Source organism: Natrinema sp. LN54 (assembly GCF_052439245.1).
Classification (GTDB): Archaea; Halobacteriota; Halobacteria; order Halobacteriales; family Natrialbaceae; genus Natrinema; species Natrinema versiforme_A.
The window spans coordinates 123,697-140,588 of record NZ_JBQVRP010000006.1; the positions used below are offsets into that span (position 1 = coordinate 123,697).

The 16,892-nt window shown below is 66.7% G+C and carries 18 protein-coding genes; 7 read left to right on the top strand and 11 right to left on the bottom strand.

What is annotated here, in order from left to right:
* Position 1 precedes the first annotated feature (1 nt).
* The gene (locus tag ACT4ML_RS17700; protein ID WP_444722051.1) at positions 2-1,045 is read right to left on the bottom strand and encodes a 50S ribosomal protein L10; all 1,044 of its coding nucleotides are present in this window, start codon (positions 1,043-1,045) and stop codon (positions 2-4) included.
* Position 1,046: 1 nt separating this feature from the next.
* Positions 1,047-1,679, bottom strand: a complete 633-nt coding sequence (locus ACT4ML_RS17705; RefSeq protein ID WP_138245323.1) for a 50S ribosomal protein L1 — start codon at positions 1,677-1,679, stop codon at positions 1,047-1,049.
* Positions 1,680-1,977: 298 nt separating this feature from the next.
* Between ACT4ML_RS17705 and ACT4ML_RS17710 the strand changes: the two genes are divergently transcribed.
* On the top strand, positions 1,978-2,556 hold the full coding sequence (locus ACT4ML_RS17710; RefSeq protein ID WP_444722052.1) for a hypothetical protein: 579 nt from the start codon (positions 1,978-1,980) through the stop codon (positions 2,554-2,556).
* A gap of 237 nt (positions 2,557-2,793) precedes the next feature.
* On the opposite strand, the gene ACT4ML_RS17715 is transcribed toward ACT4ML_RS17710, so the two are convergent.
* The 4 genes from ACT4ML_RS17715 to ACT4ML_RS17730 form a co-directional block, all read right to left on the bottom strand.
* Entirely contained in the window at positions 2,794-3,282 is a 489-nt protein-coding gene (locus ACT4ML_RS17715; RefSeq protein ID WP_444722053.1) for a 50S ribosomal protein L11, read from the bottom strand.
* Positions 3,283-3,373: 91 nt separating this feature from the next.
* Positions 3,374-3,676 (bottom strand): divalent-cation tolerance protein CutA, encoded by a 303-nt coding sequence (gene cutA / locus ACT4ML_RS17720; protein WP_444722054.1) that lies wholly within the window; start codon positions 3,674-3,676, stop codon positions 3,374-3,376.
* Between the two features lie 57 nt (positions 3,677-3,733).
* Positions 3,734-3,925 (bottom strand): HEWD family protein, encoded by a 192-nt coding sequence (locus ACT4ML_RS17725; RefSeq protein WP_444722055.1) that lies wholly within the window; start codon positions 3,923-3,925, stop codon positions 3,734-3,736.
* Between the two features lie 131 nt (positions 3,926-4,056).
* Complete coding sequence (locus tag ACT4ML_RS17730) at positions 4,057-5,568, bottom strand: phosphoenolpyruvate carboxykinase (ATP) (protein WP_444722056.1); 1,512 nt, start codon at positions 5,566-5,568, stop codon at positions 4,057-4,059.
* A 295-nt stretch (positions 5,569-5,863) separates the two neighbouring features.
* Between ACT4ML_RS17730 and ACT4ML_RS17735 the strand changes: the two genes are divergently transcribed.
* Positions 5,864-9,289, top strand: a complete 3,426-nt coding sequence (locus ACT4ML_RS17735; RefSeq protein ID WP_444722057.1) for a chromosome segregation ATPase — start codon at positions 5,864-5,866, stop codon at positions 9,287-9,289.
* Between the two features lie 96 nt (positions 9,290-9,385).
* On the opposite strand, the gene ACT4ML_RS17740 is transcribed toward ACT4ML_RS17735, so the two are convergent.
* Entirely contained in the window at positions 9,386-9,517 is a 132-nt protein-coding gene (locus ACT4ML_RS17740; protein ID WP_444722058.1) for a rubrerythrin-like domain-containing protein, read from the bottom strand.
* A gap of 120 nt (positions 9,518-9,637) precedes the next feature.
* Positions 9,638-10,864: an MFS transporter gene (locus ACT4ML_RS17745; RefSeq protein WP_444722059.1), complete on the bottom strand. Its 1,227-nt coding sequence runs from the start codon at positions 10,862-10,864 to the stop codon at positions 9,638-9,640.
* A 165-nt stretch (positions 10,865-11,029) separates the two neighbouring features.
* On the opposite strand from ACT4ML_RS17745, the gene ACT4ML_RS17750 reads away from it, so the two are divergent.
* Complete coding sequence (locus ACT4ML_RS17750; RefSeq protein ID WP_444722060.1) at positions 11,030-11,629, top strand: class I SAM-dependent methyltransferase; 600 nt, start codon at positions 11,030-11,032, stop codon at positions 11,627-11,629.
* Positions 11,630-11,756: 127 nt separating this feature from the next.
* Positions 11,757-11,897, top strand: coding sequence for a rubrerythrin-like domain-containing protein (locus ACT4ML_RS17755; protein WP_138245333.1), 141 nt, complete (start codon positions 11,757-11,759; stop codon positions 11,895-11,897).
* 46 nt (positions 11,898-11,943) lie between these two features.
* On the opposite strand, the gene ACT4ML_RS17760 is transcribed toward ACT4ML_RS17755, so the two are convergent.
* The 3 genes from ACT4ML_RS17760 to ACT4ML_RS17770 form a co-directional block, all read right to left on the bottom strand.
* Positions 11,944-12,414: a hypothetical protein gene (locus ACT4ML_RS17760; protein ID WP_444722061.1), complete on the bottom strand. Its 471-nt coding sequence runs from the start codon at positions 12,412-12,414 to the stop codon at positions 11,944-11,946.
* Positions 12,415-12,480: 66 nt separating this feature from the next.
* On the bottom strand, positions 12,481-13,746 hold the full coding sequence (locus ACT4ML_RS17765; protein ID WP_444722062.1) for a M20 family metallopeptidase: 1,266 nt from the start codon (positions 13,744-13,746) through the stop codon (positions 12,481-12,483).
* A gap of 114 nt (positions 13,747-13,860) precedes the next feature.
* On the bottom strand, positions 13,861-14,307 hold the full coding sequence (locus ACT4ML_RS17770) for a hypothetical protein (protein WP_444722063.1): 447 nt from the start codon (positions 14,305-14,307) through the stop codon (positions 13,861-13,863).
* Between the two features lie 186 nt (positions 14,308-14,493).
* On the opposite strand from ACT4ML_RS17770, the gene ACT4ML_RS17775 reads away from it, so the two are divergent.
* The 3 genes from ACT4ML_RS17775 (at position 14,494) to ACT4ML_RS17785 (ending at position 16,836) form a co-directional block, all read left to right on the top strand.
* Positions 14,494-15,279, top strand: coding sequence for an HAD-IIA family hydrolase (locus tag ACT4ML_RS17775; RefSeq protein ID WP_444722064.1), 786 nt, complete (start codon positions 14,494-14,496; stop codon positions 15,277-15,279).
* Positions 15,280-15,365: 86 nt separating this feature from the next.
* Positions 15,366-15,593, top strand: a complete 228-nt coding sequence (locus ACT4ML_RS17780) for a hypothetical protein (RefSeq protein WP_444722065.1) — start codon at positions 15,366-15,368, stop codon at positions 15,591-15,593.
* Between the two features lie 61 nt (positions 15,594-15,654).
* The gene (locus ACT4ML_RS17785) at positions 15,655-16,836 is read left to right on the top strand and encodes an ATP-binding protein (protein ID WP_444722219.1); all 1,182 of its coding nucleotides are present in this window, start codon (positions 15,655-15,657) and stop codon (positions 16,834-16,836) included.
* Positions 16,837-16,892: the final 56 nt, after the last annotated feature.

A 16,892-nucleotide genomic window follows, 5' to 3' on the forward strand; every position in this document is an offset into this window, starting at 1 on the left:
GTTATCCGAACATTTCGCCGAGACCGGCCGCGCCGTCGCCGTCGTCTTCGTCGTCGTCATCGTCGGCGTCGGCGTCTTCGGTCTCAGCGTCGTCTTCGGTCTGGTCGTCGGCCGATTCGTCTTCGTCGTCGGCTGCCGCCGGTTCGGCGGCCGCCGCAACGTCCTGAAGTTCGTCAGGAAGCGCCTCCTCGTCGTCGATCTGGGCAGCGATCGCACGCAGCTGTGCGTCGGCCTTGCTGACGAGGTCGGGCATGAGGGCTTCGTCCTCGATCGCGGCCTGCAGGCCGAGGCTCTTGGCCTCGCCCGTGGCCTTCGCGACGAGCGTCGACGCGGTCGACTCGGTCGGGTAGCTCGCGTTGACCGAGAGGTTCCGAGCGCGAGCGGCGGCCGTCGCCACGTCGCTCCGGTAGGCCTCGATGTCGATGTCGAGATCCTCGGGATCGAAGAGGACACCGTCGGCGATGACGGCGCGAAGGTCGAGACCGACCTCCTTGGGCTCGATGCCGAGTTCGTTGAGGACGTTCGCCAGATCCACGGAGACTTCTTCGCCGGCCTCGAGGACCGTCGAGTCTTCCATGACCTGGATCGACCCTTCTTCGATGCGCGCGTTCGCACCGATTCCCTGGAGTTCACCGACGAACGGCCCCGGGTCGACACCGGTGTCCCCTTCGGGGATGACGATGTCGTTCGGGGCGACCTCGCCCTCGTTGATCGGGGCGGGGGTCTTCGATGCCTCGAGTTCCTTGTAGAGCGAGAACGGGTTCTCGTTGGTCGCGATAATCCCGACCTGTCCCCCGATGTGCTCGACGAGGTCGTCGAGTCCGGCTTCCTCGAGTGCGTGCGTCTGCAGGGTGTTGCGGCTGACGCGCAACACGGCGGTCCCGTACAGGTCGCGGCGCATGTCCTGGAGCTGTTTCGAGGGAATGCCGGCGATGCCGACGATGCCGACGCTCTCGTAGTCGTCGATGATCTGTGCGAGCTCGTCGACTTCCTCTCGCTTCCACTGGGGAAGGTTCTCGGTTTTGCGTTCAGCCTGTGCGCTCATATTAGGCTACCTCCACGGACGGGCCCATCGTCGTCTTGACGTAGACGGCGTCGATGTTCTGGGGCCCCTTCTCGAGGTCGGCGTGCAGTCGACGCAGAATAACGTCGATGTTGTCGCCGATGTTCTCGGCGTCCATGTCTTCGGCGCCGACGAGCGTGTGGAACGTTCGTCGGTCGCCGGAGCGAAGCTGCACGGTATTTTTGAGCCGGTTGACGGTTTCGACGACGTCGTCGTCGGGCGCGAGCGGGTCCGGCATCTTCCCTCGGGGACCGAGAATGGTACCGAGGTGCCGGGCGATGTCTTGCATCATCGCCTCTTCGGCGATGAAGAAGTCCGTCTCGTCGGCCATGTCCTTCGCGTCGTCGTCGTCCAGATCGGCCACGTCGTCCACCGAAAGGACCTCGTCCGCCGCCTCTTCGGCGCGGACTGCGGTCTCTCCTTCGGCGATGACGACGATCCGAGTCTCCTGGCCGGTTCCGGCCGGCAGGACGATCGACTCGTCAACGCGGTTCGACGGTTCGTTCAGGTCTAAGTCGCGCAGATTAATCGCGAGGTCTACCGTCTCGGTAAAGTTCCGGTCCGGCGAGTCCTCGAGTGCGCGGGCTACTGCTGTTTCAATATCCGAATCTGCCATCGTTCACCTCCGTAGTACGCAGGGTTTGCTCCTACGGGTCAGTGAAACAGGCGATGCCTGTCTCCCTTGGACCAAGTGCCATCCCGAACTTAAACCCGTCGAACTGCCAGTACACTCGTCGCACGGCAGTTCTCACCGTCTCGCTCGGCCAACGCGGTACTGCGGCAGTCGAGACCGGGATACCGAACTGCCGCGTTCCGTGATAGTCATCGATTAGAGACAGTCCCATCAATCGAAAGTTCTATAATGCAGGTTCATGTAACATAGGTCCATGGGGCCATTAGACTTATATACTATAATGGGGGCGGCGGCGTTCGACTCGGTCGCCACGCTGTCGTCCGGTGGTGGACTCGAGGCGTATCGCTCGCTCGAACCGTTCGTTCGGGCGGGGATTCAGTTCGCGGGGACCGTACTCGTCGCGATGATCGTGCTCGGATTGTGCCAGCGCGCTGGCACGCAGGCCGTGGCGAAAGCGCGCCGCAGTCCGATCATCTCGATCTGTATCGGGCTGCCGGGCCTGCTCGTCATCGGCGGGCTCGCGAGCACGGGCTATCTGATCGTCGACTCGAGTCTCGGAACGTTCTTCGGCATTCCGCTGGTGGTTCTCGGGGTGACGGTCCTGCCAGTGACGACGGCGATCGGCTTCGTCGCGATCGGCCGTACCGTCGCCTCGCGGTTCGGCGACGACCGGTTCAGTGTCGGCATCCTCGTCGGCGCACTCCTCAGCGGAATCGCCGGACTGTCGCTGCCGGTGACCGTCGCTCTCGCCGGTCTCGCCGGCGTGCTCGGCATCGGCGCAAGTCTCCGTGTCGTGTTCGGTGCGGCCGGGACGGCGCGTCCGGACGATCGGACCGTCCCGCCCGCAAACAAGATTTAGAGATCCGGTCGGCCGCGAATCTGCGGTCCGTTCTTGTTCCTTCGACTCCAGCACAGCGCCGCTTTCTCTGTCTCACCGACGCCGTCGAACGCCGGTACTCCGACTCGGTCCGTCGAGCGATCGAGAGACGACTCACTCGCGCGTGGACAACCCAATAGAGAGGGAAACCGGTGACGCGTCTCTTCTAAGACGGAAAATCGAAAGAACGGGTTCTCGCTCGCGTCTCGAGCGCGTCGATTACGCTTCCGCGCCGTCGAGGAGCACGTCGTCGTACTCGCCGTCGTCGACTCGCTGCTTGAACTCTCGAGCGTCGTTGCCTTCGATGGTGACGCCCATCGAGGCGCAGGTGCCGACGACTTCCTTCGCGGCGTTGATCGTGTCGTAAGCGAGCAGGTCGGGGTGTTTCTGCTCGGCGATCTTCTTGACCTGTTCGACGGAGATGTCCGCGACGAAATCCTTCTGGGGCTCGCCGCTGCCGGTCTCGAAGCCGGCCTCGTCTTTGACCAGTGCGGCCGTCGGCGGGACGCCGACGTCGATCTCGAAGGAGCCGTCGTCCTCGTAGTCGACGGTGACGGGGACTTCGGTCCCGTCGAAGGCTTCGGTCTGATCGTTGATATCCTGCACGACAGCTTGCACGTCGACGGGGGTCGGTCCGAGCTCGGGACCGAGCGGTGGGCCAGGGTTGGCCTGGCCACCCGGAACGAGCACTTCGATGGTTCCAGCCATACCCGTCACAACCCGTGCGCGAGTTTTAAGGGTTGCTAATTCGGGCAGTCATCGTCTGTGAGCGACTGACGTACGCTCCCCGCGACCGCGATTACTCGACGCTGTCCGCCCGCCAGTCCGCGAACGACTCGAGGACGTCGTCCTCGTCGAAGCGCTCGATACAGGGGACGTCGTAGGGGTGGAGTTCCTGGACGCGCGCGACGAGAGCGTCGTAGGCGTCGTCGGTCGTCTTCGCGAGCAACGCGATTTCGTCGTCGTGGTGGATCTCGCCCTCCCACCGGTAGGTCGAAGTCGTCGAGAGCTGATTGACGCAGGCGGCGAGTCGCTCTTCGACCAGCGTCTCGGCGAGTTCGTCGGCCGCGTCGGGCGGGGCCGTAATGTAGACGGTCGGCATGGTAGCCGCTACGCTTGAGGCGGGGAAAAGGACTGCTCTCGGCGGCGCCGACCTCGATCAGCTATCCGTCGCGTCGACCGGCGTGAAGGTGCCGGTGATGTCCCACTCGTGGATGCAGTGTGGGTTGCCGACCTGTTTCTCGCCGTCGTCGCGGGCGATTTGCCAGGCCTCGAGGTTTTCGTCCCACTGTTCGCCTCGACCGCACGCTTCGCATACTCTCGCGGTCGGTTTTCGTACCTGTGCGCTCATTACCCAACCGTGAGAACTCGACACATATAACGGTATTCGTGTGCGGCAAGTGCCGCCCCGCAGTTCGGGAGTCGAACCGGGTCTGAAAACCGGGTGATTCGTTCGCGCGTCGATACGTGGGGAGCGGCCGATCAGTAGACGGCCGCTTTGATCTCCTCGCGGAGTTCGTCGAACTGCTCGAGGTAGTCGCGGCGTTCGGCGCGCAGTTCCGCGAGCGCGTCGTCGTAATCGTCGACGTGGTCCGGGACGTAGTAGTCCTCGATGTCGAGCCCCGGGACGGAATCGGGGATCGTCAGCCCCATCTGATCGTCGTGACTCCACTCGATGGTGCCGCGGGCGGCCTCGGTGAGGATCGTCACGGACTCGGTGACGCCGATATCTTTCGATTTCTCGCCGAGGTAGCCCGTATTGATCACGTAACAGTCGGCGTCGAGGATGTCGATGAGTTCGTGGAAGATGTTCCCTTCCTCGCCCTCGGGGCCGATGATGAAGGGGTTCGTCCCGACGACGCGGATCGACTCGCCGGCCCGCGACGGGTCGCCCGCGCTGGTCTCGATCGACTCGCCCAGCATGAACGCGACGGCGGCCTGCTCCTCGTCGAGTTTGGCCACCGGCGGCATCAGCGGATTTCGAGTGATGAAGAAGACCTGATCCAGCCGGTCGAGATCGATCTCGTCGGCCGCGCTCTCGAGTTCGTCGCGCCGGATGATCGCCCGGGAGTTCGAGGTGTAGCGGTCCTCGTCGAAGTGGACGGTGCCGTCGTCGTCGACCGCGACGTTCTCGAGGATCGCCGACTCGGTGGTCGCGGCCTCGTAGAGTTCCGGCTGCTCGTCCTCGTCGAGGCCGATCGTCTTGATGAACAGTCCCTCGCCCTCGCTGCCGGCGACGGAGCCGTCCGAGAGGAGGCCGCAGACGTCGTCCTGCAACATCGCGGCGTCTTCGGGCTCCTCGAGCCAGCAGCCGTGAGAGGTCAGGGTCGATTTGCCGGTCGCGGAGAGGCCCATGAACACCTGTCCGACGGTCTGGAGTTCGCCGTCCGCGTCGCGGACGCGGACCCGTTTGCTGCCCGCGTGAAGCCCGAGGCCGCCCTGCTGTTTGATCCGGTACATGTACAGCCGGAGGAACGACTTCTTGGCTTCGCCGATGTAGTCCGTTCCGAGGACGGTCGTGACGCCGGTGTCGGGCCGGACGCGGATCGCGGTTTCGTCGTAGTCGGGCAGGTGGACGGTGTAGAGATCGGGGTCTCGTCCGTCGGTCGGCTCGAACAGGCTCGCCCACGCATAGGCGATTCGAGCGTGCTCGACGGGGACGAACAGGCGACAACAGAACGTCGCCTCCGAATGACGCCCCATCAGTCGATCGACACAGAGCATCTCGCGGTCGCCCGCGATGTCGAGCGCGTCGTCGACGAGTTCGTGATCGCGGTCGGTAAAGTCGTCGTCGACGGCGTTTTTCGTCAGGTCCGCGCTCCGCGAGCGGACCTCGCTGACGTACGACGCCGATCCGAACTCGGTCGTCGTCTCGGCGGGCTCGGCCAGTTCGCGCAGTTCCTCGAGCGACGGATTGTACCGAACGTTCGACGCTGTGGTCGGATCCGGAAGCTGTCGGACCAGCGGACGGGTCTCCGTCCCGGTTTCAGACATACAGGTGACCCACCACTGCCCTGATGTATAAACATGGAGGATTTTGATCGTCGTGTGTCACGACCTACCAGCGATGCAGTGAGATATGGCGTTTCATACGCTGTATAGGGTCCGAGTAACAGTTTCATTATTACTCAAAAACAGTCAAAGTTCAGAGGGGTATGGAATAGGTACTCGGGTGAGAAATAATTCTATCGGAGGGTGCCGGGAGCGGACCGACACCGGGTGCGGACCGATTTTCACATCTGGTACTGTGGGGCGAACTTCCAAGAGGGCGGTTCGAGTTGCCGAGGACATGGATTACGGTCTCGATATCGGACCGGAGGCGATCCGGGCCGTCACCGACGCGGGCGACGGCTCGACGATCGAATCGGTCCCGCCGGTCGCGATACCGGTCGACGACGCGGCGCTCTCGGGGGAGGGCCACACGATCGAGGAGGACGGAACGACGTACGGGGTCGGCTCGGACGCTCGAGCGGCCGCCGAGGAAGCGGCGGAAACGCCCCGATCGCTGTTCGAGAGCGGGGTACTCGCGACGGGGACGACACCGTCCGCGACGGCGGTCTTGGACGCGCTCATTGACGACATCCTGTCGGACGCGACGGACGGCCGACTCTGTTACACGACGCCGGGCCCGTTCGCCGACGGGTCGGCGTCGACCGACGCACACCGCGAGGCCGTCGAGTCGGCCCTCGCCGACCGCGGGGTCGATGCGACGCCGATCAGTAAAGGGTTCGCCGTCGTCTACGACCAACTCGCGGCCGACAACTACACCGGCCTCGGCATCTGTCTCGAGTCCCAGACGACGAGCGCCGCGCTCGCGTACTACGGCGTTCCGGCGATGGCCGTTTCGATCCCGAAGGGCCGCGAGTGGATCGTCGAGCGCGCGGCCGCTGAAACCGGTCACGCCCCGTCGCAGGTCGCCGGCGTGCTCGAGGAGTTCACGCTCGACCCGGACGCGGCCGCGGGCGGGATCGAGAGCGCGCTCGCGGCGGCCTACGACGACCTGCTCGCCGCGTTGATCGACGCGATCCGGGACGAGGCCGACGAAAGCGACGTCCAACAGGGGCTGTCCGTCCCGATCGCGATCGCCGGCGAGGGCGCGATCGAGGGCGTCGAGTACCTGATCGGCGGTCGGTTCGATGCAGCGGCGCTCCCGTTCTCCGTTCGGGGCGTGCGACTCGCGGACGACCCCGCGACGAGCGCTGCCACCGGCGCGCTCGCGGCGGCTCGAGACGATGTCGAGGCCGATGTGACGATCACCCGGTCAGCCGCAGGTTCCGAAAGCGACGACGCCGACGGCACCACCGAACCCTCGAGCGCAGACGAGGCGGCCCCGGCGGGCGGGGCGACCGAATTCGCGTTCGATGACGGATCGGCCGCCGACCGGGCGACCGAGCGCACCGACGACGCCATCGACCAGTTGTTCGACCGGCTCGCGAACCGCGACGCCGAGATCGAGTCCGTCCGCGAGGACCTCGAGGCCCTGTTCGACGACCTCGAGTACATCGAGGAACGAACGGCCGCGGCCGAAACGGTCGACGAACTCGACGAGCGCCTCGAGTCGTTCGCAGACGACCTGACCGATCTCGAGGCCGAGAGCGAAACCCACGCGAGCGACGACGCGGTCGACGACCTCGGTGACGATCTCGAGGATCTCGACGACGACCTCGAGGCGCTTTCGGAGTCGCTTACAGCGCTAACGGACGAGGTGGACGATCTCGACGCCGAACTCGAGGCCGTCGAGACCGCCGCGGCCGACGAGCGAGGGGCCCTCGACGAGCGGCTCACAGACGCGACGGCCGACCTCGAGACCGTCGCCGAGCGGACGGACGCGGTTGAAGACGGACTCGATGCCGTCCGGACGGACCTCGACGAGATTCGGACCGCTATCGCCGACCTCGAGGAGACCGCCGCGACCGAAGCGGCCCTCGAGGAGGTGAACGATCTCGTTTCCGAACTGACCGGCGATCTCGACGATCTCGAAGCGGACGTCGATCGCGCCGAAACGCGAATCGACGGTGTGTCCGGGCGACTCGAGGAACTGAGCACGCGGATCGACGGCGTGTCCGGGCGGCTCGAAGAGCAATCCGAGCGGATCGACGCGCGGTTCGACGCGGTCGAATCGACCGTCGATGAGGAGATCGCGGCCGTCGACGACGAACTGGAGACCGTCCGCGAGACGGTAGACGAACGCACCGCGGCCCTCGAGGCCGTTCGGGACGCGATCGACGATCTCGAGGAAACGGCGGCGGACGACGAGCGAGTCGATGCCGTCAGCGACGATCTGGCGGATCTCGAAACGTCTGTTTCGGACCTCGACGACGCGATCGACGGCGTCTCGGAAACGCTCACTGACCTCGAGTCGCGGACGGCCGCCGTGGAGACCGTCGACGGACTGGCGGCCGATCTCGAGGCCACTGACGAGGACATCGACGCCCTCGAGTCGGAGCTAGGGTCGCTCGAGGAAACGCTCGAGCAGCAACTCGACGAGACGGCCGCGGACCTCGAGAGTCGGATCGAGACCGTGACGGACGCGATCGACGACGATCTCGCGGGACTCGAGGCGACCGTCGAACGGCTCGAGGACGAAACGGTCGCAGGCGACGAACTCGACGAGGTGCGCGACTCGCTTGCCGACGCGACCGACGAGATCGATGCGGTGGCCGCGTCCGTGGACACCGTTGCGACGGACCTCGAGGCCATCGCGGACGAGGTGGACGACCTCGACGATGCGCTCGAGGCGGAAGTGAGCGAGATCCGGACGGCCCTCGACGACCGGGTGGGCGACGTTCGAGCGACGGTCTCCGAGGATGTCGACGAGGTCGAGGAGGCAGTCACCGAACGGGTCGACGAGGTCGAGGAAGGGGTCTCCGACCGGATCGATGACGTGGAGGCGACGCTCGACGAGCGCGTGACGACGGCCCGAACGACGCTCGAGGACGATATCGACACCCTCCAAGCCGACCTCGAGCGCGAGACCGAATCGCTCGCCGAGACGGTCTCGGAGACCGGCGACCGAGCCGCCGACAACGACCGACGGCTGGACGAACACGACGACCAGTTCGAGGCGGTTACGTCGACGATCGAGGCCGTCGAAACCGATATCGACGGCGTGAGCGACGACCTCGCGACGCTCGCGGATCGGGTCGACGAGGCCGCCGAAATCGCCGACACCGCCGCGAGCGACGAGGATCTCGCGGCGATCGAGGACGACATCTCGGGCCTCGCCGACCGCCTCGAGTCGCTTCGAACGGATCACGACGACCTCGCTGGGGCCGTCGACTCGCTCCCCGACGACTCGGCGGTCGAGACGCTCGATAGCGACGTCCGGACCCTCGACGGCGAGGTCCAGACGCTCCGTGGCGACGTACAGGCGGCCGATGACGATATCGACTCGATGGACGAGCGCGTGACGACGGTCGCCGAGCAGCTTTCGGGGCTCGAGCAGCAGATCGAGGCAGTCGAGAATCGAGTCGACGATGTCGAGAAAGAGACGGGCGAAGCCGAGGAACTCGAGGCGATCCGGGCAGACCTCGAGGCCGTTCGGGCGGACGCAACCGCCGAGCCGTCGCTTCCGCAGGCGGTCGTCGCGGGCGGTGGCGGCGCGGGTGTCGTGGCCGGAAGCGTCGCCGCGGTCGCGGGCGACGCGATGATCGGTGGCAGCGCGGCCCTCGTCGGCCTCGTGCTGCTCGGGGTCGCAGTGGTGCTCGCTCGCTGAGTCACTGCGGTCTGGTGCCACCTCGCCCCGGGGTGCTGGCGGAACGGCGCGACCGCTCGAGGGAGCGGCTACTGGTGTGGCCGATTCCGGGTGTCGTTAGTCGCGGACCAACTCGGCGTTTCGCATCTCGCCCCCACACTGCTGACAGGTGCTGAGGAGGGCGTCCCCGACGGATTCCCGCCGCCCGCACTGGACGCAGACGTATTCGCGTCGCTCCTCGAGTGCCATACGATACCATACGCTCGAGAGTGTGTTAACTCTTTGCATGGTTGTTCACAGGATTCCGTCGCAGCGGGGTGGCGTCGCGGCGAGGGGTACGGCTACGCGGTGGATCGCCGCCCAGCGGGATCACTCTCGTTCGGAAAGCAGGAGCACGCCGGCGAGGAGCGTGGCACCGACGATGGCCGACGCGAGCAGCCAGAACGCGGCCCTGAAGCCGGCGGTTTCCGAGAGCGCGCCGACGATCGCGGGCGCGATCGCGCCGGCACCCATTAACAGCGTTCGGACGACCCCCAGCCCGCCGCCGGCGACGTCGTCCGGGATGGCGGACATCAGGTACGCGCCCCTGACGGGTCGGAAGCCGTGCGAGCCGATCCCGACGGCGACGAGCAGTCCGCCGAGCAGGACCGGGTCGCTCGTCCCGGTCAGCGAAACGAACGCGACCAGCGCGACCGAGGCGAACCCGAGCGTCGCGACGATGATGGGCAGTCGCCCCACCCGGTCGCTGAGATTGCCGGTCACCAGCTGTACCAGACTCGCGAGGAAGAGGCTACTGTAGAGCAGGCTCGCGGTCGCCGTCGTGAGCCCCGCTTCCGCGGTGAGGTATCGCGGCGCGAACGCGACCAACCCGTTGTAGGTAAACGAGAACAGGATCGTCACCATGGCGAACGTCGAGAACCGCCAATCGCGGAAGAGTGACGCGTACTGTGCGATTCCGCCGCCGCGCCCGCTCGAGGTCGGTTCGACCCCGCTCGATTCGTCCGGGAGTCGGCTGGGAACCCGAACCCGGAACGCCGCCGCGAGCGCCACCCCGACCAGCCCGCCGCCCAGAAAGAGCAGCCGCCAGCCCGCAACGGGGCCGAGCGCCAGCGACGCGACGCCGACGACGACCGCGGGCGCGACGACGCCGCTGAGCGCGCCGAACGTGTCCAAGACGCCGAGCGCTCGCCCCGTCCGGGCGGGGTAGGCTCGAGAGAGCAGTCGGACGGCGACAGTCTTGTGCGCGCCGGTGCCGGCTCCGATCATGAGCATCGCGCCGACGAGGACGACAAAGGGCGAGTCGACGACCAGCGCGAGCGCGGCGGCGGCCGCGACGGCCGCGCCCGCCGTGATGACGGTCACCGAGCCGAGCCGGTCTGCGAGCACGCCGGAGGGAAACTGCATGGCCGCATAGACGAGCAGCAGTCCGGAGAACGCGGTTCCGAGCACCGCGTCGGAGACGCCGTAGCTCGCCTGAAACGAGTCGAACAGCGGCGGAAAGGCGTAGCGCAGAAATTTCGCGAGAAACCAGATCGCGGCGGTCAGGACGAGGGCGTCGTAGCGCGCGAGCCGTCCGGCCGTTCGTCGAACCGACATTCGTTCGGTCCGTGAGTCGCGACCGGACGACCGAGTATCCACCGATCCCGTCCCCGTCGGTCGGTGACGAACGTGGGTGAGATCGAGTCCGAGAGTCGACTTCCGCAGCGACGCGGCAACCGGCGGTAACACAACGCCGAAGGTCGGGCGGTCCGCAGAGATCGTATGGGATTTCACACGTATCCCGTCGACCGCGCCGACGCCCTCGAGGACCCGTCTCGCTACCGGTACTGTTCCCGCGAGGAACTGCTCGAGATGCTCGAGCCGGCGGCCGACGGCGTCGTGGCGGACCTCGGCTCGGGAACGGGGTTCTACGCGGACGACGTCGCCCCGTTCGTCGACACCCTGTACGCGGTGGACGTGCAGTCGGCGATGCACGACCGCTATCGGGAGAAAGGTGTCCCCGACGCCGTCGAGTTCGTCACGGCCGAGATGTCGTCGCTCCCGTTCGACGACGGACAGCTCGACGGTGCGTACTCGACGATGACTCACCACGAGTACGCGTCTCCGACGGCAGCGGACAACGCGGAGCCGGCTCCGGCCGCCGACACTGACGGCGCACTCGCCGAACTCGCGCGGGTCGTCCGGCCCGGCGGCCGACTGGTCACGGTCGACTGGTCCGCCGACGGCGAGTCGGCAGCCGGCCCGCCGCTCGAGGAGCGGTTCGACCTCGCGACGGCGACGGCCCGGCTCGAGGCGGTCGGCTTCGAGATTACGTTCGCCCGCGAGCGGCCGGAGACGTTCGCGATCGTCGCGACTCGGTGAACACTCCTACTGAAAGGGTGGTGCACGAATGTCCAGTGTTTAATCGAATTTAGTCACTTATTGTTGTATGAGTGGTTGGGTTTGACTCTCCGTAACGCTTTTTCGCGATGGTGGCCCAATGTGTGATATGGTGTACCAAGATCCGTACACGCCCGAGCAGTCGTACTACGAGTGTCTGGACTGTGGCCACAGAGAGCGAGCGGAGTCCCTCGAGTCCTGCCCCGACTGCGGCGGCCGAACGCGGAACATCGCGGTCCCTCGAGAATAGCGACGCCGTCGAGCGCTCGACCGCACGACCCGCCGATAGCTACCGATCAGTCGAAATCGGGCAGGTCCTCGGGCGGTTCGTACTGGGCCTCCCAGTCGACGTACTCCTCTTTGAGCGTGACCGATACGATCTGGCCGAACTCGGTGAGTTCGGCGTTGATCGAGGAGACCGTCCCCCACGTGTCGAGGTCGGGGTGGTACTCGCGAGTCTGCCAGTCCTCCGGAATGCCGGGCGCGTGATAGCCGACGCGGTCGGCGAAATCGTCCCAGAAAAAGTCGAAGGCGGCGAAGAGATCGAGGTCGCGCGCGATCCCATACTCGTTCTCCTCGAGGTCCGTGTCGTCTCGCCACTCGTCGAACGCTTCCGCCCACGCGCCCTCCTCGAGGAACACCTGTAACTCCTCGCGGCGGTAGTCGATCTCCTCGGCACCGTCGGCGCTGACGGTCGCGTCCTCGTACTCGTTCGGGTCGACGAACTCCAACTCCGGCGGCTCGGGGGGTTCGACCTCGAGTGTCATGGTCGGTCGTAGGTCGGGTTCCCGGATAAGAATTCCCACCTCGCGGGCAGTGCCGGGCAGCGCTGGTCAGTCGGCGCGTACCCGTACAATCTCGAAGGGGAGCCGAGCGTAGACGAGCGCGTTCCGGCGGAGTTTGTCGACGGTCGTGTACTCGTCGACTGCGTGTGCCGTCCCCGTTCCCGTCGCGAACTCGACGGTCGGCACCCCGTTGTCCCGGAAGACCTGCGCGTCGCCGCTTCCAGTCGCGAACCGCCGGTACACCGGCGTCGGGAGGGCGTCCTCGGCGACGGACGTCACCGCCCGGACGATCGCGGACTCGGGGGCCGTGTACGAGCCCGCCTTACTCGTGACGTCCGCGAGCGTCGCGCCCTCTCGCTCCGCGAGGCAGTCCCGGATCAGCGATACGATCGCCGCGGCGTCGACCGACGGCAACGCGCGAACGTCGAGCGTGGCCTCGGCGCTCGAGGGAACGGTATTGACCGCATCGCCGCCGCTGAACGTGCCGAGGTTGACCGTCGGAGAGCGAAACAGGGCCGTCGCGGTCTCCCGATCGAGGTGGGTCGCGTAGTACTCGATGCTCTCCTTGAGGATCGCCTCGTCGATGCCGTCGGTCGGCGCGTCGAACCGTCGCAGCCGCCGTCGACACGTCTCGACCAGTTCGTAGAGGGCGTCGATCGCGTTCTCGCCGAACATCGGCCGTGAGCCGTGGGCGGCGCGGCCCTCGTATCTGATCGTGGGCCAGACGTATCCCCGGTCGCCGACCGCGATCGAGTTGCTCTCGCGCCGGCCGGTCGCTTCGCCGATGACGCAGGCGTCGGGGGACAGTCGATCGCTTCGTAACCGCGCGCTGAGCCCGACCTCGCCGCCGACCTCCTCGTCGCTCACGAGGGCGAACTGGAGGGTGACCGGCGGTTCGGTGTCGGTCCGGGCGTACGCGCGGGCGACCTGCAGCATCGAGCCGATGGCCCCCTTCATATCCGTCGCTCCCCGGCCGTACAGTCGATCGCCCTCGATCTGGCCGAGCGGGTCGGACTCCCATTCGGCTTCGCGAAACGGGACCGTATCGAGATGGCCGTTGTACAGGAGCGTGAAGTCGCGTTCGCCCGGCAGCGTCGCGACGAGGTTCGGTTTCATCGGGTCGACGGCGAACCGCTCGCAGTCGAAGCCGAGCGACGCGAACTCGTCGTCGAGCCACTCGGCGAGCGCCCGCGTGTTCCCCGGTGGGTTACGGGTATCCGCGCCCACGAGCCGACGGGTCGTTTCGAGCAGTTCTCGAGGGTGCTCCTCGAGAGACGCACACACCCGACCGACGCGGTCTCGCTCGTCGTCCATGTCGGCTCGCTTCGACGGTCGGCGACTAAATCCTCGTCCCGGAGCCTGCAGTGGCACCGCAATCGGGGCGGAGTCGACCGCCGCTCGGTCACCGGCGGCGTCGGGTCGCCGCGCTCACTCCCACGAATAGCCGAACTCGTTCCCGTCGCTATCGATGTAGTCGCTCTCGAGTACGTCGCTGACGATCCGGCCGAGCGAGTCCAGTTCCTCCTCGATGTCCTCGATATCGTTGTCGTCGAGGTCGGCGGCCCCCTCCGCGTCCGTCGGAACCGGCGGCGACCGGTAGCCGACGTCCGACGCGGACTGGTTCCAGTAGAAATCGAACGACTCGAGCAAGCCGAGTTCGCGGACGGTCCGAAACTCGCCGTCGGTCAGGTAGGTGTCCGTGGCCCACTCCTCGAAGGCGTCCTCCCACGCGCCCGCTTCCAGCAGCCCGGCCAGTTCCTCGCGGCGGGCCTCGTCGCCCGTCCACTCCTCGGGCTCGTCGACGGCGTCGTAGTCGCTCGGGTTCTGCGGTCCGTGGAGCGTCGGCGGGTCTGGAATCTCGACGTCGAGTGACATACATTCTCATTCGGTCGGCAAGGGTATGGGGCTTTCCCGGCGAGAGACCGGTCCGAACTGCCTCGAGCCCTCGAGCGCCAGCGCCGACGGGGACCGAGCGGGGGCGGCGGCCCGACAGATGCGTTCGCCGGAACGTCGCGACGGGCAACCAAACACTCAATCGCCGGCCGGTCGTACCGGGAGACGATGACCGACTACGAGGCGGTGATCCTCGACGTCGACGGAACGATCGTCCGAGGCGAGGAGTTGCTCCCCGGCGCGACCGACGGATTGCGCGCGCTCGAGGCGGCGGGCTGTTCGCGGCTGCTGTTCTCGAACAACCCGACGCGGGGGGCCGACCACTACAGAGAGACGCTCGCGCCGCACGGAATCGACGTCGACCCGGGCACCGTCCTCACGTCCGCGACCGTCTCGGCGGAGTACCTCGCGGCGACCCATCCGGACGCGGCGGTCTACCTCGTCGGCGGGGAGCGACTCGAGGCGATCCTCGACGACGCGGCCGTCGACCTGACGACCGAGCCCGAGGCGGCCGAGGTCGTGCTCGGCTCGTTCGACAAGGGGTTCTCCTTCGGCACGCTCTGGGAGGCCCTGCGCGCCCTCGAGGGCGACGTGCCGTTCTACGGCACCGACCCGGATACGACGATCCCGGTCGACGAGGGCGAGATGCCGGGCTCGGGCGCGATCCTCGCCGCGATGGAGGCCGTCGCCGGCCGCGAGCCCGATGCGATCCTCGGCAAGCCGTCCTCGATCGCGGCCGCGGCGGCCATGAACCGACTGGACGTCGATCCCCGGGACACGCTGGTCGTCGGCGACCGGCTCGACACCGACATCGAACTCGGGAACCGCGCGGGCATGGAGACCGCCCTCGTACTCACCGGCGTCACCGACCGCGCGGATCTCGCGGCGGCCGACGCCGACGCCAGACCGGATCACGTCCTCGAGGCGTTGTCCGCGGTCGACGAACTCCTCTGATCCCGGATCGGTCCGCAGTACCGAACCAGTCCCAACGCGTGCGCTCGAGAGGTATATTTATCCGTCATAGTCACCATTGTCGACACATGAGAGAACGTCTTACCGCAGTGTTGCTCCGTGCCCGATACGCCGCGATCGGTGCCGCCGTCGGCGCGGCGATCGGCGGCCTGTTCAGCCGAAACGCAGCGAGTACCGGCGGTGCGATCGGCGGGCTCGTGGGGGCGACCGTCGCGGACACCCGCGGGACCCTCGACGCGCTGCTCGAGGACGTCAGAGAGCGGGATCCCCGGTCGCAGGACGCCGACGCGGAGTAAGGACCACCCGGTGGGAACCGCCGGGAGCGCCACCTTGATACGATTCGGCCGCCAGAGACGGATCGTGGAACGGTCGAACGGCTTCCGCGCTCTCGGCGGGAGGGAATTTCTCGTCGTCCTCGGGGGCCTCTACATCGCGTTCGCACTCGGCTACCCGCTCCTGCCGGGCATCGAGGCGACGCCGATCGGAACCGACCTCGTGATGGCCGTTCTGGTCGGCGGCCCCGGCCTCGTTCTCTGCTACGGCGGCTACCGGTTGCCGAGGTACGATATCCGACCCGAAGTCTACCCGGTCATCGTCAAATGGTGTGTCGGCGGTATCGGGGTGATGCTCTGTCTCCTCGGCCTCACGGCGCTGGCCGCCGGGCTCCGAGATCCGATCCAGAACGTCCTCATCCTCACCGCGATCGGGAGCGTCTCCGGATTTGCCGCCGGCACCCACGACGCGCGCGCCAAAACGCGGGAACTCGAGCTTCGGGAGACCGTCGAACAGCTCCGAACGGCGAACGAGCGCCTCGAGCACTTCGCCTACGCCGCCTCACACGACCTGCAGGAGCCGCTCCGGATGGTCTCGAGTTACCTCCAGTTGCTGGAGTCTCGATACCGCGACGATCTCGACGCGGACGCACGAGAGTTCATCGACTTCGCGGTCGGCGGCGCCGATCGCATGCGGGCGATGGTCGACGGCCTCCTCGAGTACTCGCGAGTCTCCACCCACGGCGTGCCTCTCGAGCCGACGGACACCGAAGCGGTCCTCGACGGCGTGCTCGATGATCTCCAGTTACGGATCGACGAGACCGACGCGACGATTACCGCCGACGAACTCCCGACGGTGACGGGGGACGCGGACCAGCTTGCGCAGGTGTTTCGCAATCTGCTCTCCAACGCCCTCGAATACAGCGGGGCGGAGCCTCCGCGGATCCACGTGGACGCCGAACGCACGGACGGCGAATGGCGGTTTTCAGTCGCCGACGAGGGGATCGGCATCGATCCCGAGTTCCACGAGCAGATCTTCGAGGTGTTCGAGACGCTTCCCACCGATACCGACGACCGGAACGCCAGTGCGGGCGGGATCGGGCTCGCCCTCTCCGAGCGGATCGTCGAACGCCACGGCGGGAAGATCTGGGTCGAGTCCGAACCCGGCGGCGGAGCCACGTTCTACTTCACGGTTCCGGCAGTCGATTCCCACCGACCCGCATCCATCGCTCGCTCTCAGGAACCTGTCTCCGATACCGCAGTCTAACGGTCGCTGGAGAGCGGATCTGAACGACCCGTCGCTCGAGCGGGCGTCGCCGTCAA

Excerpts from the sequence above, each read along its gene's own strand:
- cutA (WP_444722054.1), bottom strand. The coding sequence starts at position 3,676 with ATGCCGACCGTCTACATTACGGCCCCGCCCGACGCGGCCGACGAACTC.
- ACT4ML_RS17765 (WP_444722062.1), bottom strand. The coding sequence starts at position 13,746 with ATGGACGACGAGCGAGACCGCGTCGGTCGGGTGTGTGCGTCTCTCGAG.
- ACT4ML_RS17775 (WP_444722064.1), top strand. The coding sequence starts at position 14,494 with ATGACCGACTACGAGGCGGTGATCCTCGACGTCGACGGAACGATCGTC.
- ACT4ML_RS17745 (WP_444722059.1), bottom strand. The coding sequence starts at position 10,864 with ATGTCGGTTCGACGAACGGCCGGACGGCTCGCGCGCTACGACGCCCTC.
- ACT4ML_RS17710 (WP_444722052.1), top strand. The coding sequence starts at position 1,978 with ATGGGGGCGGCGGCGTTCGACTCGGTCGCCACGCTGTCGTCCGGTGGT.
- ACT4ML_RS17715 (WP_444722053.1), bottom strand. The coding sequence starts at position 3,282 with ATGGCTGGAACCATCGAAGTGCTCGTTCCGGGTGGCCAGGCCAACCCT.
- ACT4ML_RS17770 (WP_444722063.1), bottom strand. The coding sequence starts at position 14,307 with ATGTCACTCGACGTCGAGATTCCAGACCCGCCGACGCTCCACGGACCG.
- ACT4ML_RS17780 (WP_444722065.1), top strand. The coding sequence starts at position 15,366 with ATGAGAGAACGTCTTACCGCAGTGTTGCTCCGTGCCCGATACGCCGCG.
- ACT4ML_RS17700 (WP_444722051.1), bottom strand. The coding sequence starts at position 1,045 with ATGAGCGCACAGGCTGAACGCAAAACCGAGAACCTTCCCCAGTGGAAG.
- ACT4ML_RS17705 (WP_138245323.1), bottom strand. The coding sequence starts at position 1,679 with ATGGCAGATTCGGATATTGAAACAGCAGTAGCCCGCGCACTCGAGGAC.
- ACT4ML_RS17735 (WP_444722057.1), top strand. The coding sequence starts at position 5,864 with ATGGATTACGGTCTCGATATCGGACCGGAGGCGATCCGGGCCGTCACC.
- ACT4ML_RS17725 (WP_444722055.1), bottom strand. The coding sequence starts at position 3,925 with ATGAGCGCACAGGTACGAAAACCGACCGCGAGAGTATGCGAAGCGTGC.
- ACT4ML_RS17750 (WP_444722060.1), top strand. The coding sequence starts at position 11,030 with ATGGGATTTCACACGTATCCCGTCGACCGCGCCGACGCCCTCGAGGAC.
- ACT4ML_RS17730 (WP_444722056.1), bottom strand. The coding sequence starts at position 5,568 with ATGTCTGAAACCGGGACGGAGACCCGTCCGCTGGTCCGACAGCTTCCG.
- ACT4ML_RS17740 (WP_444722058.1), bottom strand. The coding sequence starts at position 9,517 with ATGGCACTCGAGGAGCGACGCGAATACGTCTGCGTCCAGTGCGGGCGG.
- ACT4ML_RS17755 (WP_138245333.1), top strand. The coding sequence starts at position 11,757 with ATGGTGTACCAAGATCCGTACACGCCCGAGCAGTCGTACTACGAGTGT.
- ACT4ML_RS17760 (WP_444722061.1), bottom strand. The coding sequence starts at position 12,414 with ATGACACTCGAGGTCGAACCCCCCGAGCCGCCGGAGTTGGAGTTCGTC.